The sequence below is a fragment of the Melioribacter sulfuriphilus genome, from assembly GCF_052656625.1.
Map to the genome: position 1 here is coordinate 244,672 of NZ_JBQXXK010000005.1, position 19,461 is coordinate 264,132.

Annotated in this window: 20 protein-coding genes; 9 read left to right on the forward strand and 11 right to left on the reverse strand. The window is 38.9% G+C overall.

What is annotated here, in order from left to right; translation table 11 throughout:
- Window positions 1-11: 11 nt before the first annotated feature.
- Window positions 12-626 carry an L-threonylcarbamoyladenylate synthase gene (locus ACUN8G_RS08380; protein WP_437346207.1) on the reverse strand — a complete coding sequence of 205 codons (615 nt, stop codon included), beginning with the start codon at window positions 624-626 and terminating at the stop codon, window positions 12-14.
- 154 nt (window positions 627-780) lie between these two features.
- Between ACUN8G_RS08380 and ACUN8G_RS08385 the strand changes: the two genes are divergently transcribed.
- Window positions 781-1,938, forward strand: a complete 1,158-nt coding sequence (locus tag ACUN8G_RS08385) for an MFS transporter (RefSeq protein WP_437346206.1) — start codon at window positions 781-783, stop codon at window positions 1,936-1,938.
- On the opposite strand, the gene ACUN8G_RS08390 is transcribed toward ACUN8G_RS08385, so the two are convergent.
- The 9 genes from ACUN8G_RS08390 to ACUN8G_RS08430 all read right to left on the reverse strand — a co-directional run bounded on the left by ACUN8G_RS08390 (window position 1,935) and on the right by ACUN8G_RS08430 (window position 9,369).
- Window positions 1,935-2,381: a SoxR reducing system RseC family protein gene (locus tag ACUN8G_RS08390; protein ID WP_437346205.1), complete on the reverse strand. Its 447-nt coding sequence runs from the start codon at window positions 2,379-2,381 to the stop codon at window positions 1,935-1,937. The two genes, ACUN8G_RS08385 and ACUN8G_RS08390, sit on opposite strands and share 4 nt — an antisense overlap.
- Before the next feature lies 1 nt (window position 2,382).
- Window positions 2,383-3,201: an RnfABCDGE type electron transport complex subunit B gene (locus ACUN8G_RS08395; protein ID WP_437346204.1), complete on the reverse strand. Its 819-nt coding sequence runs from the start codon at window positions 3,199-3,201 to the stop codon at window positions 2,383-2,385.
- The gene (locus tag ACUN8G_RS08400; protein WP_437346203.1) at window positions 3,201-4,166 is read right to left on the reverse strand and encodes an FAD:protein FMN transferase; all 966 of its coding nucleotides are present in this window, start codon (window positions 4,164-4,166) and stop codon (window positions 3,201-3,203) included. Before ACUN8G_RS08400 ends, ACUN8G_RS08395 begins: the two co-directional genes overlap by 1 nt.
- Before the next feature lies 1 nt (window position 4,167).
- Window positions 4,168-4,740, reverse strand: coding sequence for an electron transport complex subunit RsxA (gene rsxA / locus ACUN8G_RS08405; protein WP_437346202.1), 573 nt, complete (start codon window positions 4,738-4,740; stop codon window positions 4,168-4,170).
- The gene (gene rsxE / locus ACUN8G_RS08410; protein WP_437346201.1) at window positions 4,740-5,414 is read right to left on the reverse strand and encodes an electron transport complex subunit RsxE; all 675 of its coding nucleotides are present in this window, start codon (window positions 5,412-5,414) and stop codon (window positions 4,740-4,742) included. The genes rsxA and rsxE overlap by 1 nt, the downstream gene beginning before the upstream one ends.
- Window positions 5,411-5,974: an RnfABCDGE type electron transport complex subunit G gene (locus ACUN8G_RS08415; RefSeq protein ID WP_437346200.1), complete on the reverse strand. Its 564-nt coding sequence runs from the start codon at window positions 5,972-5,974 to the stop codon at window positions 5,411-5,413. Before ACUN8G_RS08415 ends, rsxE begins: the two co-directional genes overlap by 4 nt.
- Window positions 5,971-6,945, reverse strand: coding sequence for an RnfABCDGE type electron transport complex subunit D (locus tag ACUN8G_RS08420; protein ID WP_437346199.1), 975 nt, complete (start codon window positions 6,943-6,945; stop codon window positions 5,971-5,973). The genes ACUN8G_RS08415 and ACUN8G_RS08420 overlap by 4 nt, the downstream gene beginning before the upstream one ends.
- A 13-nt stretch (window positions 6,946-6,958) precedes the next feature.
- Window positions 6,959-8,278, reverse strand: coding sequence for an electron transport complex subunit RsxC (gene rsxC / locus ACUN8G_RS08425; RefSeq protein WP_437346198.1), 1,320 nt, complete (start codon window positions 8,276-8,278; stop codon window positions 6,959-6,961).
- Between the two features lie 185 nt (window positions 8,279-8,463).
- Window positions 8,464-9,369, reverse strand: a complete 906-nt coding sequence (locus tag ACUN8G_RS08430) for a metallophosphoesterase family protein (RefSeq protein WP_437346197.1) — start codon at window positions 9,367-9,369, stop codon at window positions 8,464-8,466.
- A 234-nt stretch (window positions 9,370-9,603) separates the two neighbouring features.
- Here ACUN8G_RS08430 and ACUN8G_RS08435 point away from each other — a divergent pair, with 234 nt between their 5' ends.
- Genes ACUN8G_RS08435 through ACUN8G_RS08470 form a run of 8 tightly spaced genes read left to right on the forward strand, consistent with a single transcriptional unit; the run spans window position 9,604 to window position 17,756 of the window.
- A complete protein-coding gene (locus ACUN8G_RS08435) occupies window positions 9,604-10,611 on the forward strand; it encodes a CDP-glycerol glycerophosphotransferase family protein (RefSeq protein ID WP_437346196.1) in 1,008 nt (335 codons plus the stop codon).
- Window positions 10,608-11,414 carry a cytidylyltransferase domain-containing protein gene (locus tag ACUN8G_RS08440; protein WP_437346195.1) on the forward strand — a complete coding sequence of 269 codons (807 nt, stop codon included), beginning with the start codon at window positions 10,608-10,610 and terminating at the stop codon, window positions 11,412-11,414. Before ACUN8G_RS08435 ends, ACUN8G_RS08440 begins: the two co-directional genes overlap by 4 nt.
- Before the next feature lie 3 nt (window positions 11,415-11,417).
- Entirely contained in the window at window positions 11,418-12,755 is a 1,338-nt protein-coding gene (locus ACUN8G_RS08445) for an aminotransferase class III-fold pyridoxal phosphate-dependent enzyme (protein WP_437346194.1), read from the forward strand.
- A gap of 7 nt (window positions 12,756-12,762) precedes the next feature.
- Window positions 12,763-13,566, forward strand: coding sequence for an SDR family oxidoreductase (locus ACUN8G_RS08450; protein ID WP_437346193.1), 804 nt, complete (start codon window positions 12,763-12,765; stop codon window positions 13,564-13,566).
- Between the two features lie 22 nt (window positions 13,567-13,588).
- Window positions 13,589-14,128: a KdsC family phosphatase gene (locus tag ACUN8G_RS08455; RefSeq protein ID WP_437346192.1), complete on the forward strand. Its 540-nt coding sequence runs from the start codon at window positions 13,589-13,591 to the stop codon at window positions 14,126-14,128.
- A complete protein-coding gene (locus tag ACUN8G_RS08460) occupies window positions 14,125-14,994 on the forward strand; it encodes an N-acetylneuraminate synthase family protein (protein WP_437346191.1) in 870 nt (289 codons plus the stop codon). Before ACUN8G_RS08455 ends, ACUN8G_RS08460 begins: the two co-directional genes overlap by 4 nt.
- Complete coding sequence (locus ACUN8G_RS08465; RefSeq protein WP_437346190.1) at window positions 14,994-16,937, forward strand: glycoside hydrolase family 97 protein; 1,944 nt, start codon at window positions 14,994-14,996, stop codon at window positions 16,935-16,937. Before ACUN8G_RS08460 ends, ACUN8G_RS08465 begins: the two co-directional genes overlap by 1 nt.
- Before the next feature lie 15 nt (window positions 16,938-16,952).
- Complete coding sequence (locus ACUN8G_RS08470; RefSeq protein ID WP_437346189.1) at window positions 16,953-17,756, forward strand: sterol desaturase family protein; 804 nt, start codon at window positions 16,953-16,955, stop codon at window positions 17,754-17,756.
- A 26-nt stretch (window positions 17,757-17,782) separates the two neighbouring features.
- Here the strand turns inward: ACUN8G_RS08470 and ACUN8G_RS08475 are convergent, their stop codons facing one another.
- The gene (locus ACUN8G_RS08475; protein WP_437346188.1) at window positions 17,783-19,354 is read right to left on the reverse strand and encodes a DUF4139 domain-containing protein; all 1,572 of its coding nucleotides are present in this window, start codon (window positions 19,352-19,354) and stop codon (window positions 17,783-17,785) included.
- Window positions 19,355-19,461: the final 107 nt, after the last annotated feature.

Sequence of the window (19,461 nt, forward strand, 5' to 3'; positions counted from 1 at the left end):
CAGCAAAAAAATTACATAACAAACATACTGATATCGCCAGCCCCTTCGCGGATTACTTCGGGTTCTTCTTCGCTTAGATCAATTATGCTGGATGGTTTTCCTTCTAAAGCTCCAACGGAGAGCATTAAATCGATCTGGTTGTTGAAAATCAATCTAATTTCTTCGGGGTCATATAAAATTTCTCCCTTTCTGTTCGTAACGCTTGTGCTGATAATCGGATTGCCCAATTCTTTTGCAAGCATTAAAGCCACTTTATTGTCGGGAATTCTTATTCCCACGGTTTTTCTTTTAGTCCATAATTTTTTCGGTACCTCTTTTGCTGCGGGCAGTACGAATGTGTATGGCCCAGGCAGCAATTTTTTCATTGTTTTATAGGCATAGTCAGATACTTTTGCATACTTCGAAATATCTTTCAGATCGGGACAAATGAAACTAAAGAGTTTGGTTCCGGAATCCTGTTTTATAGTATAAATTCGTTCGAGTGCCTCATGGTTGAAAATGTCGCAGCCGATACCGTAAATTGTATCGGTGGGATAGATTATCACACCCCCACGGCGCAATACTTCGACGGCTTTGTTTATATATCTTTGCTGGGGTGTAATGGGATGCAATTCGTAGAACTCCATTTATCCTCCTTTTATCTGTTTGGATAGGATGTATGCGGTTGATTGTGCGACGACATTTTAGATAGCTTTAACATCACACCTTAATGTTAAAAGTTATTTCCAAATTGTCAACTAAAAAGATATATTTCTTTTTAAATTTTTAAGAGAAAGTCAAATGTTCAAAAAAATACCACCTACGGTTATAGTTCTCGGTGTTATCAGTTTTTTCACCGATTTTGCAAGCGAAATGCTCTATCCAGTAACGCCACTCTTTTTGACAGCAGCACTCGGCTCTTCGATGGCTGTAGTGGGACTTATTGAGGGTTTGGCAGAAATGACCGCTGGATTTATGAAAGGATATTTCGGTGTTCTTTCGGATAAGATCGGTAGACGAAAAATATTCGTGCAAACAGGATACGGATTGTCGGGTATTGTCAAATCTCTGCCTGGTATTTTCCCGTTTGTTACGACGGTCTTTGTATCCAGAATTGTAGATAGAATTGGCAAAGGAATCAGAACTTCGCCCAGAGATGCATTGCTCGGCAGTTATTCAAACGAAAACAATTCCGGAACAGTTTTTGGATTCCATCGTTCGATGGATACTCTTGGTGCTGTTGCTGGCCCTTTAGCAGCAATTGTTCTTCTTTATTTTTACCCTGCAAATTATATACTGATTTATCTTGTGGCTTTAGTGCCTTCTTTGTTAGCAATAGGATTTACGTTTCTTATAAAAGAAATTAAGACACCAACAGCAAAAATTGGAAGCCGAAAAACTTTCCTTCTGTTCTGGAAAACTGCTCCGACTAATTATAAATATGTGGTTTTTATAATGACTCTCTTCTCGATTGTCAATAGCAGCGATGTATTTCTGGTCCTACGCTCACAGGATATATCAAAGTCTGATACTATGGCTATTGCCGGTTATGTATTTTTTAATATCGTTTATTCCCTGCTGTCGTATCCGCTTGGAATTATTTCGGATAGAATTGGTAAGAAATATATTATCTCGATGGGTCTGATTATCTTTTCGTTTGTCTATCTGATATTTGCGCTCTATCAATCGATTATTGTTATCTGGCTCTGTTTTGCGCTCTATGGTTTTTATTCGGCCTCTACCGAAGGCATAATAAAAGCCTGGGCAAACGACCTTAGTGATCCATCATTTAAAGGTTCGGCTATCGGGTTGCTAAATGGTATGATGAGTCTTGGAGTTTTAATCGGGTCGTTTTTTACAGGACTGCTGTGGGATCTATATGGTTTTCAACTTCCTTTTTTAATTTCTTCTGCGGTTAGTTTTGTTCTGGCTCTTCTTTTGCTGATAAAAAGACTTTAATTGTTCGAAGAGGACCTCGAAACGGAAATTATTTTCGGATTAGAAAAGTGGAAAAATTTTTTTGAAGCGAGTGAAAAGAGAATATAATAGGTAGCTGTCGTTAATACAGCAAAAAGGAAAGAGATCAATTCATTGCCCCGGAACAGAAATTCAAAAGAGAAAGCTGCAATTATGCTGATTACAAAAATTAAAACGGGTAGGCCATAAAGCAGAAATGCTGATTTCAGAATAGACGAGCCGCTAACTGCAATCTTTACTTTGTCGCCTGGTAGAGCTCCATAGGGATCGTGAGCTATAATAATCTTTGTATCGCCGCCAGTTGGCTTGCAAATTAAACGGGCGGAACATTCCGTGCAATCTTTAACATCTTTTAGAATTATCTCGGAATATTTTCCCAGCGACCGCGAAACTATTCCTTCTTCAATTATAAGTTCTTCTTTCATTTCAATTAGTCGACGTCATTATTTTTTCTACTTTTCTTATAGCGCGGGTTGAACACTTTTCAATCGGAATTTCCAGCGAGTTCAATAATTCGTAATGAATTACTGCGAGGTTGTCAATAATTTCAATTGCGCCGTTTGAATTACGCGAGCAGATGCCGCAGCCAATACATGCAGCTGAGCAATTCTCTTTTGAAGTTTTCGGGTCGTCGTGACTTTTGCAATAAACGAATAAATCTCTATCAGCAGGGTGCATCTCGATTATTCCACGTGGGCAGGCTTGAGCACATAATCCACACCCTTTACATAATTCTTCAATAATGACTGGTAGATTGTCCTCTCCCATATAAATTGCGTTAAATTTGCAGGCTTTGACGCAATCGCCACCGCCGAGGCAGCCATAACTACATTTTTTGTTGCCGCCTGCTACAATTTCCATCAGAGCGCAATTCAAAGGACCTGTATAAAAAACGTCTTTGTTCTTTGCTTTGTCGACTCCACCTCCGCATAAAATTCTCGGTAAATATTTAACAGTATTTCCTGCGTCGCTGCCTACAATTCGTGCAATTTCCGCTGTAGCCTCTTCATCGCATACAGGACAGGAAGATGGTGCAACTTTACCTTCCACTACTTTAACCGCAAAATCGTAACATCCGGCATTACCACAGGCTCCACAATTTGCATTCGGAAGTAGTTCATGAACTTTAGAAATTAAAGGATTTTCTTCAACTCTCAGTTTCTTATCGGCAAATGCAAGTCCTCCGGCAAAAATAAATCCAAGTCCTCCCATAGTTGCCAGTGCAATCAACAAAATTGAGTCCATTATTCCCTCACGATATAGTTATCAAAATTATGAGATTTATGAATTCCACCTGAGGAGTCGACAATTATAGCTTCTGTATTTTCGAGTGAGTTAATTAATTTCAAAGCTTCTTCAATCTTCATTACAAAAAGCGCAGTCGATAGAGCATCGGCAGTCATTGCGTTGGGTGCAATTACTGTAACAGATTCACATTCGTCTGCAGGTTTGCCCGTCAAGGGATTAAAAATATGTGTAATTCTTTTACCATTTGAATCGATATATTTTTCATAGTCGCCTGAAGTGGCCACTCCAAAGCCGTCGACTTTAATTGCTGTCAACAGATCGCCGGGTTTTCGCGGATGTTGAATCCCCACTTTCCAATCTTTACCTCTGGCAAAAATTTCCCCGCCGACGTTAATGAGAAACTCCTTAATACCGAAATTGGAAAGAAGGTTTGCAATTTTGTCTGCAGTGTAACCGGGAATACAAGCGTTAAAGTTAATTTTGATTCCAGCTGGTTTGATAAGAATATTTGGTTCGCGGAGTTTAATATTCTTCCAGCCGGAATTTGCAAGTGCTTTTTGAATTTCTTCTTCGGAAGGAATCCGATAATTGTCGGTGTTACTGTCGAATCCGTAGAGCAATCCGAGATTAGCAATAGCAGGGTCAAAAGCTCCTCTGGTCAGCTTCCAAAATTCATCGCATCTTCTCATCACATGAAAAATTTCGCGGTCGATGAGAATTTCGTCGGCAGCTGTGTTATTTATTTTCCACATTGGATTTCCGTCGATATACGTAGAAAAGAGGGTATCGATTCGGCGTGCTTCTTCGAAAGCTTTTGTTATGGCTTTATTTGCCTTTATCTCGTCTATTCCGCGCACCTGTATTTCGAGTGTACTGCCCATTACTATTGTATTGCGACTTACAGTTGTCTTGTCGGAACAGGCAGTTGCAAGTAGAAGCATTATGATGAAATACCTTTTCATATCAAATCATTCCTGCAAATCCCATAAACGCCAGAGCAAGAAGTCCGGCTGTAATTAAAGTGATTGGAGCGCCTTTAAATGCTTCGGGCACGTCAGCCATCTCAAGTTCTTCGCGTATTCCGGCCATTATAACCAATGCCATTGTAAATCCAGCGCCTGCACCAAGTCCGAAAAAGATGCTCTCCAAAAACGAGTAATTTCTCATCGACAATAATAAAGCGAGGCCCAATATAGCGCAATTCGTTGTTATGAGAGGAAGAAAAATACCGAGCGAACGATATATTGTTGGACTTACTTTTTTAATAACCATCTCTACAAACTGTACGAGGGAAGCAATTACTAAAATAAACGAAGGTATTTGTAGAAATTCAAGATTGTAAGGAACTAATATTTTAAAGTAGAGTATCCAGCTGACGACAGCGGTTATAACCATTACAAATGTTGTTGCCATTCCCATTGATACCGACGACGAAATTTTATTCGAAACACCGATAAAAGGGCAAATACCCAGGAAAAGTGAAAGCACAAAATTATTTACTATGGCAGCCGATATGAAAATTATTAGTAATTCCATTAAGCTTTATCCTCCTCGACTACAGCCCTACTGATTTTGTATTGCGAAATGATGGAATCAATTTCGGATTTTTTCTTTTTGTTTGTATAGCTGTTTGCAAGTCCCATCATTAATCCGAGCGTAATAAAAGCTCCTGCAGGAAGTATCATAATTAATAACGGCTGAAATAAGTCCGGTAAAATCTGGTATCCGAAAATGGTTCTGTTGCCGAATAATTCTCGAATGCTGCCCATTAAAGTAAGAGCAATCAAAAAGCCGGTTCCATTACCGAGCGCATCGAGCAACGACCGCAAGGGATTGTTCTTGGATGCAAAAGCTTCGGCCCGGCCTAAAATCAAGCAATTAACTACTATTAGAGGTACAAAAGGACCAAGGGCTTTGCTCAACGCTGGAAACTTAGCCTTCATAACCAGATCGGCTATTGTTACAAATGTTGCTATGATAACAATGTAGGCTGCTATGCGAACCTGGTTTGGAATCCATTTTCTAATTGATGAAATCAGCGTGCTCGAGAAGATAAGTACAAAAGTAGTTGCCAGCGCCATTGCCACGCCGTTGATTGCCGAAACGGTGACTGCAAGCGTGGGACACATCCCAAGCACCTGCTTGAAAGTCGGATTAATTTCCCATAATCCTTTAGTAAATTCTTTCCAGTATGAAATTTGTTTTTTCATAGTTTGTTCGCTTGCTTTTCGATTCTTGCTTTTTGTAATACATCGTTAATTATGGCGCAGACGGATTTGGATGAAATTGTAGCTCCAGTAATTGCCTGTATTTCATTTGGTTTTTCAGGATTCCTTCCCTTAACCCAATTTACTGAAGGTTGAGCTATTAAATTTTTGAATTGATTTTTGAAGTCGTCATCTGCAATCCGTGACCCGAGACCGGGCGTTTCGACCTGCTCTAAAATTTCAATAGCTGTAATTTTTGTCAATGTGGAATCAACGCCAAGCATCATTCTAATCTTTCCCTGGAAACCGTTGCCTTCAGCCACTATCGAATATCCCAGCGGATTACCATTTGCGTCGAAGACCTGATATATTTCGGCGAATTTAGTTTCGATTTTTTTGTAGCTTTTAGCGCTGCTTTGCACGAGATAAATTGCGGCTTCTGTTTCAGCAAGTCTATTTGCTTCGATATGTGGAGCCGCCCAATTTGAAACACCTGCCAGTACGGCACCCGATATCAGAGCTATTGAAGTAAGTACAATAATCATTTTAATGCTGTTGTTCATTTTACCTCGCCGAAAATTTTCGGGTGTGTGAATTTATTTATAAGCGGCACAAAGGCGTTCATTATTAAAATGCTGTACATAACTCCTTCTGGTAGACCTCCAAAAAGTCGTATTACTACAATTAGCAGAGAAATTAACAGACCGTAAATCCACATGCCAGTTGAAGTATAAGGAGAAGTTACCCAATCCGTTGCCATGAAGAATGCGCCCAATAAAAATCCACCGCTAAAGAGATGAAACAGAGGATTCGGATATTTAATTGGGTCAATAAACCAGAAGATAGAACTGAAAAAGAGCAAACCGAGAATCATTGATAAAGGAATTCGCCAGTTTACAATTTTAATCCCAATTAAAAAAATCCCTCCGATAATTATTGCCAGAGCCGAAGTTTCTCCTATTGAACCGCCGACGTTGCCTATAATCAAAGGTTTAATCTCAGTTACAACTTTATCGAATTTTAACGCAGCTAATGGCGTAGCTGAAGTGACGGTGTCAACTGCAAAATTTGGTTTGCTCCATGTTGTCATATCAACTGGATATGCCGCCTGAAGAAAAGCTCTTCCTATCAATGCTGGATTAAAAATATTGTATCCGAGTCCTCCAAATAATTCTTTCCCAATGATTATTGCAAATGCCGAGCCGACCGCTGTGGCTGTCAGTGAAAAATCAGGAGGTATAATTAAACCAAGCAGTAATCCTGTTAAAAATGCGCTGCCGTCATAAATCGTAATTTCAGCACCCCTGATTTTCTTTACTATTGATTCGGATATAATTGCAGAGGCACAACTTACTCCAATTATAATTAATTGATAAAACCCGAAAAAAATTACTGCCGATATTATAACTGGTACCAACGATAAATTTACCAGCCACATTACCTGCTGTGTGGTATATTTAGAATGAATGTGTGGCGAACTGCTTAGTTCTAACCCGGAAGTTAGATTAACCGATTGATTAGCCGAATTTGACATTGATTTATCTTGTTTAATTTGTCCTTTGTTTGATTAAAGCCAACGATTTTTGTTTGCCAAAACGAATCCATTGCACGAGCGGAATTCCAGCCGGGCAATTGTATGTACATGTTCCGCACTCCATGCAGGATTGTATTCCCATATCGATTGCTTCTTCGAGTTTATTGAATCTGGTAAATTTATATAAACGTGTCGGTGCAAGATTGAGCGGACAAACAGATAAACATTTGCCACAATTAAGACAATTACTTTCTTGTGTTCTTGATGCTTCTTTTTCTGTTAGAATCAGTATTCCAGAAGTGGCTTTTGAAACAGGAGTATTAAAATCGAATTGTGCAAATCCCATCATCGGGCCGCCCGCAATAATTTTTTTAGCATTTTCTTTTATGCCACCGCAATATTCGATAATATTTTTTATTGGCGTTCCAATTGGCACAATAAGATTTTTTGGTTCGTTAATGCCGAGTCCGGATACTGTTAAAAAGGCGTTAATCTGAGGCTCGCCCTTTGTTACTGCATTATAAACTGAAATTGCTGTGCCGACGTTTTGAATAATACAACCAACATCAAAAGGCAGCTTGCCTGCGGGCACCTCTCTTCCCGTAACTGCCTTTATGAGCATTTTTTCTGCGCCCTGCGGATATTTTGTTTTTAATACTTTCAGAGAGATTGTCTCTTCTTTCTTTAAGAAAGACTCCAATTTTTTTATTGCTTCGGGTTTATTGTCCTCTATACCAATAATTCCATTTGAAACACCGGTAGCTTTAAGAATTAATTTTAGTCCGGCAACTAATTCTTCTGTCTTTTCAAGGATTAAGCGAAAGTCTCTTGTAAGATAAGGCTCGCATTCGCAGGCGTTGATAATAACGTAATCTATCTTTTTATCCGGTGGAGGAGATAGTTTTACATAAGTAGGGAATGCTGCGCCTCCCTGTCCTACAATTCCTGCAAGTTTAACTCTTTCAATAATCTTTTCGCGTTGCACTGTTTCAGGATTCAGAGGTTCCATAAAAACTTCTTCATCGTTATCGATGCGATTGATGATAACTGCATTCGACCGCATTCCATTTAATGTGATTATCGAAATCACTCTGTTAATTACACCATTGATAGGCGAGTGTACTGGAGCTGATATAAAGCCGTCGGGTTCGGCAACAATCTCGCCTTTTTTGACAGTGTCGGCTTTCTTTTTTATCAAACGCGCCGGTTTACCTGCGTGCTGGGAAAGTGGTAAATAAATTTGATCGGGGAGGGGTAAAAATTCGAATCCTTTTTCCGAACTAAGTTCTTTCATCTCAGTCGGATGAACCCCGCCTTTAAATGTAATATGCATGGCTTCCTCGTAAATTAAATAAAGAGAAAACATAAATTATGCCAGTGGAGAGCAAAATATTTGTAAAATTGATTTAAGGATTTGAATTAATAAAACAGGTATAAAGGAGTTAATTAGAGTTGATATCGGCTATTATTTTATGTTGAGAAAAATAATCTTCTCTTTTGTAAGAATTACTTCTCAGTTTAAATTGCGATTGGCTCTTGATAGTAATCCGACATCCTGACGTTCACAGGCGGTAAAATTTCGGAGCTGATATTGAGATTGCCTGGTTCGATATCCACAAGAAACAAAGAAGGATTATTTCCTTCCATTGAGGCGCCAGCATTCAGAATAAGCATCCCTTTGCGTTCATAGGTTTTCATATCGTGACTGTGCCCGTGCATGATTATCCGAACGCCATGCCTTTTGAAAAGCGATAATAATTTCTTTTTACCCCTGAGTTTCATTGTATGACTTTCAATGCGGCCCCAGATCGAATTTCCCGAGCTTTTGGCCGTTTCGTTATTTTTGTAAAAATGGTGGTGTATCAATATTATTTTTTCTTTGCTTTCAATTTCTTTTACGGAAAGCAACATATCTACTTCTTCCCGCTCCGTTTTTCTTACTTTACCATTCGACGAAAATGGATTTTTTAATTTAGAATAGTAATCGACGGAGTTGATACCGATAAATGCAATGTTGTCGATAATCTTTAAGTAAGGGAAATATTTGTCTTCTCTGACTGTGATTGTCGATTTGAACAAATTGCTAAAGTATTCACAAAAGATATCAACTTTCAATTCGTAATTTGTTTTTTGACAACGAGAAGGAAATTCAATAATATCCGAAGCAAGTTCCACACCGCCATATATATCGTGATTCCCGATTACAAGCGAAGCTTTGTCAGAACGGAATAGATCATACTTTATTAACAAATCTCTCAAATCAGCAAAATCTCTTTCGTTCGAATTGTCCGAAATATCGCCTGTAATTACAATGTGATCGGCGTTCTTATTCAGAGCATATTCAATTAATCTTTCTGTCTTTTCGAAATTTTTTCTTCTGAATTTCCTGTTAAGATGGAGGTCGGAAATATGGGCTATTTTCATAATTAAGTATAAATTTATTTTGCGACTAAATTAACGTTCTAATATCAAGAGAGTTTTATCGCAATGTTAAGTAAAAATTAATTATTCTTTTTGAAGCCTAAGTGGAATTTAACTAAATTCGAAAGAGGAAATAACGCTACTTAACAATTTGGTAACAGAGAGCTAACTTATTCTTAACATAAAAGAAATTTTTTTTTACCAATTTTGTACTTTCTCAAATAACAATAACTCAAAATGAAGAAGAAAATACTCTTTATAGGCGGTTCTCTCAATCAAACCACAATGATGCACAAAATATCAAAGTATTTCGAAGATTACGACTGTTATTTCACACCTTTTTACGACGACGGATATATTGGATGGTTTGCTTCCAAAGGGATACTCGATTTTACGATTCTCGGAGGGAATTTCAAGAAGATGACGCTTGAGTACCTTGAAAGCAATAATCTTAAAATCGATTATAAAGGGAGATTGCATGACTACGATCTTGTTTATACATGTGCCGATCTGCTTGTGCCCAAAAATATCAGAAATAAAAAATTGATTCTTGTGCAGGAAGGAATGACCGACCCGGAGAATTTTGCATTCTATCTGGTAAAATATTTTAATTTTCCGAGATGGATTGCAAGCACTTCTACAATGGGGATGTCTAATCTGTACGATATTTTCTGCGTTGCCTCAGAAGGTTACAAGGAATTATTCGTGCGTAAAGGTGCCGACCCGAATAAAATTTTTGTAACGGGTATTCCGAATTTCGATAATGCAAAAGAATTTTTGAAGAACGATTTCCCTCATAAAAATTATGTACTCGTTGCTACTTCAGATTCGAGGGAAACATTTAAATACGAAAACAGAAAGAAATTTATCAGAAGATGTGTTGAAATTGCAAATGGACGGCAGTTGATTTTCAAGCTTCATCCGAATGAAAACGTCCAAAGGTCGACACGAGAAATTAATAAATATGCCCCGGGTGCGCTCGTCTATCACAATGGAAATACTAATCATATGATTGCAAATTGCGACGTGTTGATAACTAAATACTCGTCGGTTGTATATATCGGTCTGGCGCTTGGAAAAGAAGTTTATTCGTCGTTTGACATAGAAGAATTGAAAAGATTGATGCCAATTCAGAATAACGGCACTTCGGCCGAAAGGATTGCAAAATTGGGCATCCACTATCTCGAATCGCCTCGTAACTCATTAAATGAGATTCATCAGAATTTCGACTTAATTACGGCATGAGAATAGTTACGGTCATACAGGCTCGAATGACATCAACGCGTCTTCCTGGTAAAGTTATGCTGCCGGTGCTCGAAAAACCGCTGATTACGAGGATGGTCGAACGAATACAAAAATCAATCATGAGCGATGAAATAGTTGTAGCAACTTCTGTTCAAAAAGAAGACGACCCGATTGAAAATTTATGTCGTGATATGAAGGTCGAATGCTTTCGTGGACACTTGACCGATCTTCTCGATAGACACTACAAAGCAGGCGTAAAATACGGAGCCGACGCGGTTGTTAAAATTCCATCCGACTGTCCGTTAATCGATCCAGCAATTATCGACAAAGTATTGAAATTCTTTTCCGAAGGCGATTATGACTACGCGAGCAATCTTCATCCAGCTACATACCCCGATGGAAACGACGTCGAAATAATGTCCATCGAGGCGCTCGAAAAAGCCTGGCGGGAAGCACATAAAAATTACGAGCGAGAACACACTACACCCTATTTCTGGGAAAATCCCCATCTGTTCAAACTCGGAAACGTCGAATGGGAAACTGGATTGAATTATTCGACTACTATGAGATGGACGATTGATTACGAAGAGGACTATCTTTTTATTAAAAGAGTTTTCGAAGAACTTTATCCTGTCAAACCCGATTTCGGTATTTATGACATTCTGGAGTTGCTCGAGCGCAAACCAGAAATTAAAATGATAAACGAAAAGTATCTCGGTAAATACTGGTACGAAAATTATCTCGACGAGTTGAAAAACATTGATGAATATAAAATAGCCATTAATAAAAAAACGGATAAATGAAATATGGCAAACAAAATAAGTCTTAACAACGACTATCCAGTCATTGAAAGATCGAATGAACTCTACAATAGAGCGCTCGGTTTAATTCCTTCGGTCACTCAAACTTTAGCCAAGGGTCCCACTCAATGGATTAATGGCGTAGCACCCAAGTATCTTGTTAAAGGAAAAGGTTCGCACGTATGGGATGCCGACGGCAACGAGTATATCGATTTTTTAATGGGGGTTGGTCCCCTGTCGCTTGGCTATTCATATCCCAGAGTGAACGAAGCAATTAAAAACCAACTCGAAGAGGGAATTACATTTTCGATGATGCATCCGCTCGAAGTCGAAGTTGCTGAAATAATTCGAGATATAATTCCAAATGCCGAAGCGGTTAGATACAGTAAAACAGGTGCCGACGTTACGAGTGCTGCAGTTCGGCTCGCAAGAGCATACACGGGTAAGAAAAAAATTCTTTGCTGTGGATATCACGGCTGGCACGACTGGTACGTTTCGGTTACAGCTCGTAATTACGGCATCCCTGAAGAAGTTCAGAAATTAACTTTTACTTTTGATTACAACAATATCGATTCGCTGAAGGATTCAATCGACGACGATACAGCCGCCGTTATTCTTGAACCTGTAGTTTTCCAGGAACCGAAAGATAATTTTTTGCATAAAGTAGCAGAAATATGTAACGAGAAAGGGATTGTTCTTATCTTCGATGAAATGTGGACGGGCTTTCGTATGGCTCTCGGGGGCGCACAGGAGTATTTCGGTATTACTCCTGACCTGGCAACTTATTCAAAAGCTGTTGCCAATGGAATGCCAATTGCAATTCTAACTGGCAAAAAAGAAATAATGAATCTGGCTGAGGAAGATGTATTTTTCTATACGACTTTCGGAGGTGAAGCGCTCTCGCTGGCAGCGGCTAAAGCTACAATTGAAGAAATTAAAGAAAAAAATGTGATACAGTTTCTCGATAAACAGGGCAAAAAAATTAAAGACGGGTACAACGAAATTGCAACAAAACTCGGTCTCGACTCAACACGAGCAATCGGTTATAACTGGCGGTCTATGGCAACGTTCGACCCAAAAGGAGGTGACCCACTTCTGCAAAAATCTTTTATGCAGCAAGAGATGATTAAAAGAGGCGTCCTCTGGCAGGGGTTTCACAATATCTGTTTTTCACATACCGATGAAGATATTGATTATACTCTGCAGGCCTTAGAAGAATCCCTGACGCTCCTGAAGAAAGCTATCGAAAGCAACAATTTGAAATCACTTCTCAGAGGCAAACCCGTCGAACCAGTTTTCAGAAAAACGGATAATTTTAATATGAAGCCGGTTACAAAAAGGTGAGTGAATCATGAAATTGTTTACGCTCGAAAATAAAATTGCAGTTGTAACTGGAGCACTCGGATTACTTGGCAGAGAGCATTGCAAAGCTTTATCGTCGGCTGGCGCTACTGTAATTGTTACTGATGTCGATGGAATTGCAGCTTCAGAGTTTGCAAAAGAACTATCTGGTAATTCGGTCGGAGTTCAGATGGATGTAACTAAACCGGAATCAATCAGGAAGGCAAGAGATTTAATACTTGAAAAATTTGGACAAATCGATGTACTGGTAAACAATGCAGCTATCAATGACATGTTCGAAAATCCGAAAGCCGCCGCAGAAGAATCAAAATTTGAAAATTATCCGCTTGAGTTGTGGCAAAAATCTCTCGATGTAAATCTAACGGGAATTTTTCTTACGTCTCAGATACTTGGAACTCCAATGGCAGAAAGAGGCAGGGGAAGCATTATCAATATTGCCTCGACATATGGAATTGTTGCTCCCGATCAATCGCTTTATCGCAATAAGGAAGGCATCCAGTCGTTTTATAAACCTCCCGCTTATTCGGTTACAAAAGGAGGGGTGATTATGTTTACGAAGTATCTCGCTGCATATTGGGGTCACAGAGGTGTACGCGTTAATACACTAAGTCCGGGAGGAGTAGAAAATAATCAGGATCAATTCTTCATTGAAAAATACTCCTCAAGAACGCCGCTCGGAAGAATGGCCAAACGTAACGATTACTGGGGAGCGTTGATATTCCTGGCAAGCGATGCTTCGGAATATATGACAGGCGCCAATCTGGTGGTCGACGGTGGATGGACGTGCTGGTAAAAACAATTAAAAGGAATTTGATATGTCGAAAAAAAAGATTACAAAAAAAGATCTTTATAAAAAAGCTTCTAAAATAAAATTGCTTCTTACAGACGTCGATGGAGTATTGACTGATACTGGAGTTTATTATTCTGCTGAAGGAGAATTAATGAAACGTTTTTCAATACGGGACGGTATGGGTGTTGAGCGCTTAAGAAGTCTCGTTGATGTAGAAACGGGAATCGTTACCCGAGAGGATACAAACATCGTTAAATCGCGTGCAGATAAACTAAAGATTAAAGAACTGCATATGGGCGTTATGGAGAAAGAAAAACTTCTGGAAGAAATACTGAAAAGAAAAAATCTTTCAAATGAGGAAGTGGCTTTCATTGGTGACGATACAAATGATATTGGCATTATGAAACTTGTGGGACTTTCGGCATGTCCTTCGGATGCAACTCCATTTGCCAAAAAGGCGGCAGACATTATTCTAAAACACAGCGGCGGAAATGGTGCATTCCGTGACCTTGCCGAGTTAATAATCGAAGCCAAACTGAAAGAAATTAAAAAGAGAAAGAAATGAGTGTAAAAGTGGGCAAAAAATTTATCGGCGATGGTGAACGTGTCTATATAATTGCGGAAATTGGGATTAATCACAATGGCTCGCTCGAACTGGCAAAAAAGCTGATTGACGGTGCGGTCTTTGCCGGATGCGACGCCGTGAAGTTTCAAAAACGCACGCCCGAATTGTGCGTTCCAAAAGACCAGTGGCATATCGAACGCGATACTCCATGGGGAAGAATTACTTATATCGAATACCGCCGTAAGGTTGAATTCGGCTACGACGAATACAAAGAAATAGATCGTTATTGCAAATCGAAGGGTATCGACTGGTTTGCTTCTGCGTGGGACGAAGAAGCTGTCGATTTCCTCGAAAAATTTGACCCGGTTATGTATAAAGTTGCATCGGCTTCTCTTACCGACGATCGATTGCTGTCCAGAATTAAATCGACTGGCAAACCAATTATGCTGTCGACCGGAATGTCCACACTTGAAGAAATAGACCGAGCAGTAGATTTTCTTGGAAAGAAAAATCTTTTGATTGCTCAATCGACTTCGACTTATCCATGCAACCTTGAGGAATTAAATCTACGCGTAATCGAAACATATAAAAAAAGATATCCTGAAATTCCAATCGGATATTCAGGTCACGAAACTGGACTGGCTCCATCGCTTGCAGCCGTAGCACTGGGCGCTACTTTTATCGAACGGCATATAACTCTCGACAGAGCCATGTGGGGAACAGACCAGGCTGCTTCCGTTGAAATTGGCGGAATGTTTAGACTGGTGAAAGATATACGCGATATCGAAAAAGCTCTTGGTGACGGTGTGAAGAAAGTTTATGAAAGCGAATTAAAAAGTAAAGTAAAATTACGCAGGAGCGGATAATGAAAAGAATAATTTCTTTAATTGTCTTATTTTTTCTCCCTCTTTTTCTGAATGCAGGTCAGTACGACGTTGAATCACCCTCAAAAAAATTGATAGTTACAATCAACACCGACAATCATCTTACATATTCTGTCTCTTATGACAAAGTTACAATTATCAAACCATCTGCAATTTCGTTGATACTTGACAGAGGAATATTGGGAATAGACCCTTCCATAAAAAATAAGTCAATCGATTATGTCAATCGCGAACAGAGACCAGTACTAAGACAAAAATATGCTGTAATCAAAGATGAGTACAACGAGTTACGTTTAGATTTTGAAAATAATTTTTCTCTTTATGTAAGAGTTTACGATGAAGGCTTCGGTTACAGAATATCGACTCGATTCGATGATTCGATAACGGTAAAAGACGAAATTTTTGAAGCAAATTTTGCAAACGATTTCAATATCTTCTTCCCCCAGGAAGATAGCTTCATGTCCCATTCTGAACGTCTTTATAAATATCTTCCAATTAGTAAAATTGACGAAAAAAGTTTTTGCTCTCTGCCAGCTTTAGTTGATTTAAATAATTCGCTTAAAGTTGCAATCACTGAAGCGGATCTGTGTGACTATGCAGGACTCTATCTCAGAGGCACAAATTCGACGGTACTGAAGGGACTCTTTCCATTTTATCCCGCTGAAACCGAAATCAAAAGCGACAGGGACGTTTATGTGACAAAACGGAAAGATTATATTGTCCGTACAAATGGAACAAGAAATTTTCCGTGGCGTGTGTTTGTAATTTCAGATAACGACGGTATGCTAATTGAAAATACAATGGTTTATAAACTCGCTCAGCCTCACGATCCAGATATCGATTTTACATGGATTAAACCCGGCAAGGTTGCGTGGGATTGGTGGAATGCAAACAATGTTTATAAGGTTGATTTCAGAGCAGGCATTAATACAGCCACATATAAGTATTATATCGATTTTGCTTCTCAGCACGGAATTGAATATGTAATTCTCGACGAAGGCTGGTATAAATTGGGTAACCTTCTCGAAGAAAGTCCGGGAATTAACATCAGAGAAATTGTTGAATATGCCAGGGAAAAAAATGTAGGAATAATTTTATGGGTAATCTGGAAAACACTCGACGACCAATTCGAAGAGGCGATGAATCTATTTGAAGAGCTCGGCATTAAAGGAATAAAGGTCGATTTCATGCAAAGGGACGATGCCTGGATGGTCAATTACTATTACAAAGTTGCTAAAGAAGCTGCCAGAAGAAAATTCCTCGTCGATTTTCATGGCGCTTATAAACCAACTGGACTATACAGAACATATCCGAACGTAATTACAAGCGAAGGTATTCTCGGCCTCGAACACAATAAATGGAGCAACAACGTTACACCCGAGCACAATGTTACAATTCCATTTATCCGCATGCTCGCCGGACCGATGGACTATACTCCCGGTGCAATGAATAATGCAGTTAAAGAAAATTTTAGAGATATATTCACTCAACCGATGAGCCAGGGCACAAGATGCCACCAGCTTGCAATGTATGTGATTTTTGAAAGTCCTTTGCAAATGCTGGCAGACAGTCCGACGAATTATCTTCGCGAAAAAGAGTCGTTGGAATTTCTATCAATTGTGCCAACCGTCTGGGACAAAACAAAAGTGCTCGATGCAAAAGTGGGCGACTATGTTGCAATTGCCCGAAAGTCGGGAAATAAATGGTTCGTAGGTGCCATGACCGACTGGAGCGCGAGAACTTTAAAACTCGATTTTTCGTTTCTGGAGGACAATAGAGAGTACAAGATTACAATCTATCAGGACGGTATAAATGCAGATCGAAATGGGAATGATTATAAAGTTGTAAAATCTACTGTCAGAAAAGGTGATAAAATTGAAATTAATATGGCTACCGGCGGCGGATGGGTTGCAATTATTGAATAAAATCTTTTATGAGCTATGGATTTTGAATCTTACGAATTAATATCGTATCTGATTATTGTCTCTGCAGCCATTTTGTTTGTTATACTCGAACGGATATTTCCCTACAACAAGGGGCAGGAAATCTTACGCAAAGGATTTTTTGATGATCTTGCATTATATACGATAGCTCAGAGCTATCTGCTTGGTATTTTTATTTTTACTGTAATCATTAAAGGAATCGACAGTGCGACCGGCTTATCGCGCCTCGGCTTGTTTGCCGATGTACCTATATGGATTCAATTGATCTTTTTTACAGTCACACACGATTTTTATATCTACTGGATGCACAGATGGCAGCATCGAAATAAATTTTTATGGCGCCTGCACGAAGCTCATCATTCGCCTGAAAAAGTAGATTGGCTTTCCGGTTCGCGTAGCCATGCGTTCGAAATTCTGATAAATCAAACTGTGGAGTTTATGCCGATCGTATTACTCGGATCGCCGCCAGAAGTAATTGCTTACAAAGGGGTTATTAGCGCCCTCTGGGGAATGTATATCCATTCCAATTTGAATGTCCATACCGGCTGGTTACAATATATAATTAACGGACCTGAGATGCATCGATGGCATCACACAACAGGTAAAGGTAGAAATCGGAATTTTGCAACTAAACTTGCGATATGGGATTGGCTTTTTGATTCTGCATTTCTGCCAGGAGAAAAAGCCGAACAATACGGCTTAAAAACATTTTTTCCCAGTAACTATTTCTTGCAATTCCTTTATGCCTTTAGGCCATTTAACAAAAAGAAAAACAGCCTGCTCAATAAAATTTTTCGATAAAATTTCGGCAGGCTGTTTTCTTTCTACTATAAACCGGGAATAATTCTATCGCCAGGATACTGAACAGTAAAAGTGTAACTAATTGTTTTTGTCTCTTCAGGGTCCAGTTTCACTTTCCATTCGAGCATACCAGTAGATGCATTAAAACTTGCCCCGCCGCTCTCAATTAGTTCCACTTTTATATCTTCGTTTTTTGAGACTGGAATGTTATCCTGCAATATAACTTCAACCGGAACCTGTTTCTTGTTGCTCAATGACAATTCGTATTTGAATTGACGTACAATATCTTTGCTCAGGAATTTATCTTCCTTAAAATCTCTTATTAATTTTCTGCCGGTAATTATCGATTGGTCCCTTCCCGCCGAAATTTGAAGTGTGTCTGTTGCGATATCTGTATTGAGATAGCTTTTCCCGATGTAACTGTTCTCCAGATAAATATTAACTTCGCCGCTGAGCAGGTCGAATTTTTTCCAGTTGATTAAATCAATAACTAAAAATGCATTGTCGTCGTACTTCGGTACTGCATAATATTTATAATAAGCATCAATCACAAAATTATTTATCATAACTGAATGTGGTATACCATCAGACGGGATCGTGTAATTTAATGCAGGTATGAAGTCGGTCGTAAGTATGTTTTGTTCCTGACTGAATGACTGATTGATAACTCTTTCGTTAAGGAGGTCTTCGGTTACCATTGCAGCATTTTCTCTTTTTAATTTTGGAACCGCTTCGTAATAAATTGGCTTTTCTTTAAAGTCTATCAGCCAGGGACTCAGCTCTGGTTTTATATTGCTTCGTTGCGGATTTCGTGTGGACAAAATTATTTTGACATTATTCCAATCAATGCCACTCTGCTGCCGTATATCGGTTTTGTAAGAGGTAGTTGGAGATTCCTGCAGGTTGTTTATTCTTATGTCGTAGTTTGGTCTCCAACCCGCATCGTTAATCATATATGAGATATCAATTGCAGTATTCCGTGCAGAAGGCGAGAGCAGTACAATTTTTAATTCGTGTTGCGGCCGTGTATCTTTGAGATATTCAATTTGTTTTTTTAATCTGTCGATGTAGCTTTTTAATGTCTCATTTTGATCGTCTATTTTTCGTAACTCGGATTTAATTTCCGAGAGTCGTTCACCGTAGTAACTTCCTAATTTTTTTATATTGTCGATCAAAAGGGAAACGTTGCCTTCTTTAATTTCTTTGTTGGCAAGTATCAATTCCCATTGTGCTTTCAGGATTTCTGACCTGTCGTTATTAGTCTTTAATTTATCTTCTAAAATTTTCAAGGAATCTTCCAGATTTTTGATTCTGTCGTTTGTGAAGTTTTTTTTCAGATAGTTAATTTCTTTGGTTAACGAAAGAATTGTGACGTCGCTTTCAATTTTGATGTTGATGCTGCTTGGGTCAAAATCGCCGGCCAGGCCTTCCAAAAAAATTACGTTTTCGCCTTTTTTAAGTGGAAGCACTGCAGTATGTTTCAATTCGGCTCCGCTGATGTAAACTTTTACTTCTTTAAGGTTTGTTTTTATAGACTCGGCGGGAAAAAGATTAACACTGATGAAAAAAATTGATAATAAGAAAAATAATCGTTTCATACTTTGCCTCTTAGATGTTGGTTTTTTATACCCGGTTTTTTCTCAGGTGGTTCCTTTATAATCGCCTTTATATTAACCGAGCCTTTATATATCTTTGTAAATCGATT

Coding starts and splice junctions, on each gene's coding strand:
- rsxE (WP_437346201.1), bottom strand. CDS start 5,414: ATGAAAAAACAAATTTCATACTGGAAAGAATTTACTAAAGGATTATGG.
- ACUN8G_RS08455 (WP_437346192.1), top strand. CDS start 13,589: ATGTCGAAAAAAAAGATTACAAAAAAAGATCTTTATAAAAAAGCTTCT.
- ACUN8G_RS08385 (WP_437346206.1), top strand. CDS start 781: ATGTTCAAAAAAATACCACCTACGGTTATAGTTCTCGGTGTTATCAGT.
- ACUN8G_RS08420 (WP_437346199.1), bottom strand. CDS start 6,945: ATGTCAAATTCGGCTAATCAATCGGTTAATCTAACTTCCGGGTTAGAA.
- ACUN8G_RS08440 (WP_437346195.1), top strand. CDS start 10,608: ATGAGAATAGTTACGGTCATACAGGCTCGAATGACATCAACGCGTCTT.
- ACUN8G_RS08400 (WP_437346203.1), bottom strand. CDS start 4,166: ATGAAAAGGTATTTCATCATAATGCTTCTACTTGCAACTGCCTGTTCC.
- ACUN8G_RS08415 (WP_437346200.1), bottom strand. CDS start 5,974: ATGAACAACAGCATTAAAATGATTATTGTACTTACTTCAATAGCTCTG.
- ACUN8G_RS08445 (WP_437346194.1), top strand. CDS start 11,418: ATGGCAAACAAAATAAGTCTTAACAACGACTATCCAGTCATTGAAAGA.
- ACUN8G_RS08470 (WP_437346189.1), top strand. CDS start 16,953: ATGGATTTTGAATCTTACGAATTAATATCGTATCTGATTATTGTCTCT.
- ACUN8G_RS08475 (WP_437346188.1), bottom strand. CDS start 19,354: ATGAAACGATTATTTTTCTTATTATCAATTTTTTTCATCAGTGTTAAT.
- rsxC (WP_437346198.1), bottom strand. CDS start 8,278: ATGCATATTACATTTAAAGGCGGGGTTCATCCGACTGAGATGAAAGAA.
- ACUN8G_RS08450 (WP_437346193.1), top strand. CDS start 12,763: ATGAAATTGTTTACGCTCGAAAATAAAATTGCAGTTGTAACTGGAGCA.
- rsxA (WP_437346202.1), bottom strand. CDS start 4,740: ATGGAATTACTAATAATTTTCATATCGGCTGCCATAGTAAATAATTTT.
- ACUN8G_RS08430 (WP_437346197.1), bottom strand. CDS start 9,369: ATGAAAATAGCCCATATTTCCGACCTCCATCTTAACAGGAAATTCAGA.
- ACUN8G_RS08465 (WP_437346190.1), top strand. CDS start 14,994: ATGAAAAGAATAATTTCTTTAATTGTCTTATTTTTTCTCCCTCTTTTT.
- ACUN8G_RS08390 (WP_437346205.1), bottom strand. CDS start 2,381: ATGAAAGAAGAACTTATAATTGAAGAAGGAATAGTTTCGCGGTCGCTG.
- ACUN8G_RS08435 (WP_437346196.1), top strand. CDS start 9,604: ATGAAGAAGAAAATACTCTTTATAGGCGGTTCTCTCAATCAAACCACA.
- ACUN8G_RS08460 (WP_437346191.1), top strand. CDS start 14,125: ATGAGTGTAAAAGTGGGCAAAAAATTTATCGGCGATGGTGAACGTGTC.
- ACUN8G_RS08380 (WP_437346207.1), bottom strand. CDS start 626: ATGGAGTTCTACGAATTGCATCCCATTACACCCCAGCAAAGATATATA.
- ACUN8G_RS08395 (WP_437346204.1), bottom strand. CDS start 3,201: ATGGACTCAATTTTGTTGATTGCACTGGCAACTATGGGAGGACTTGGA.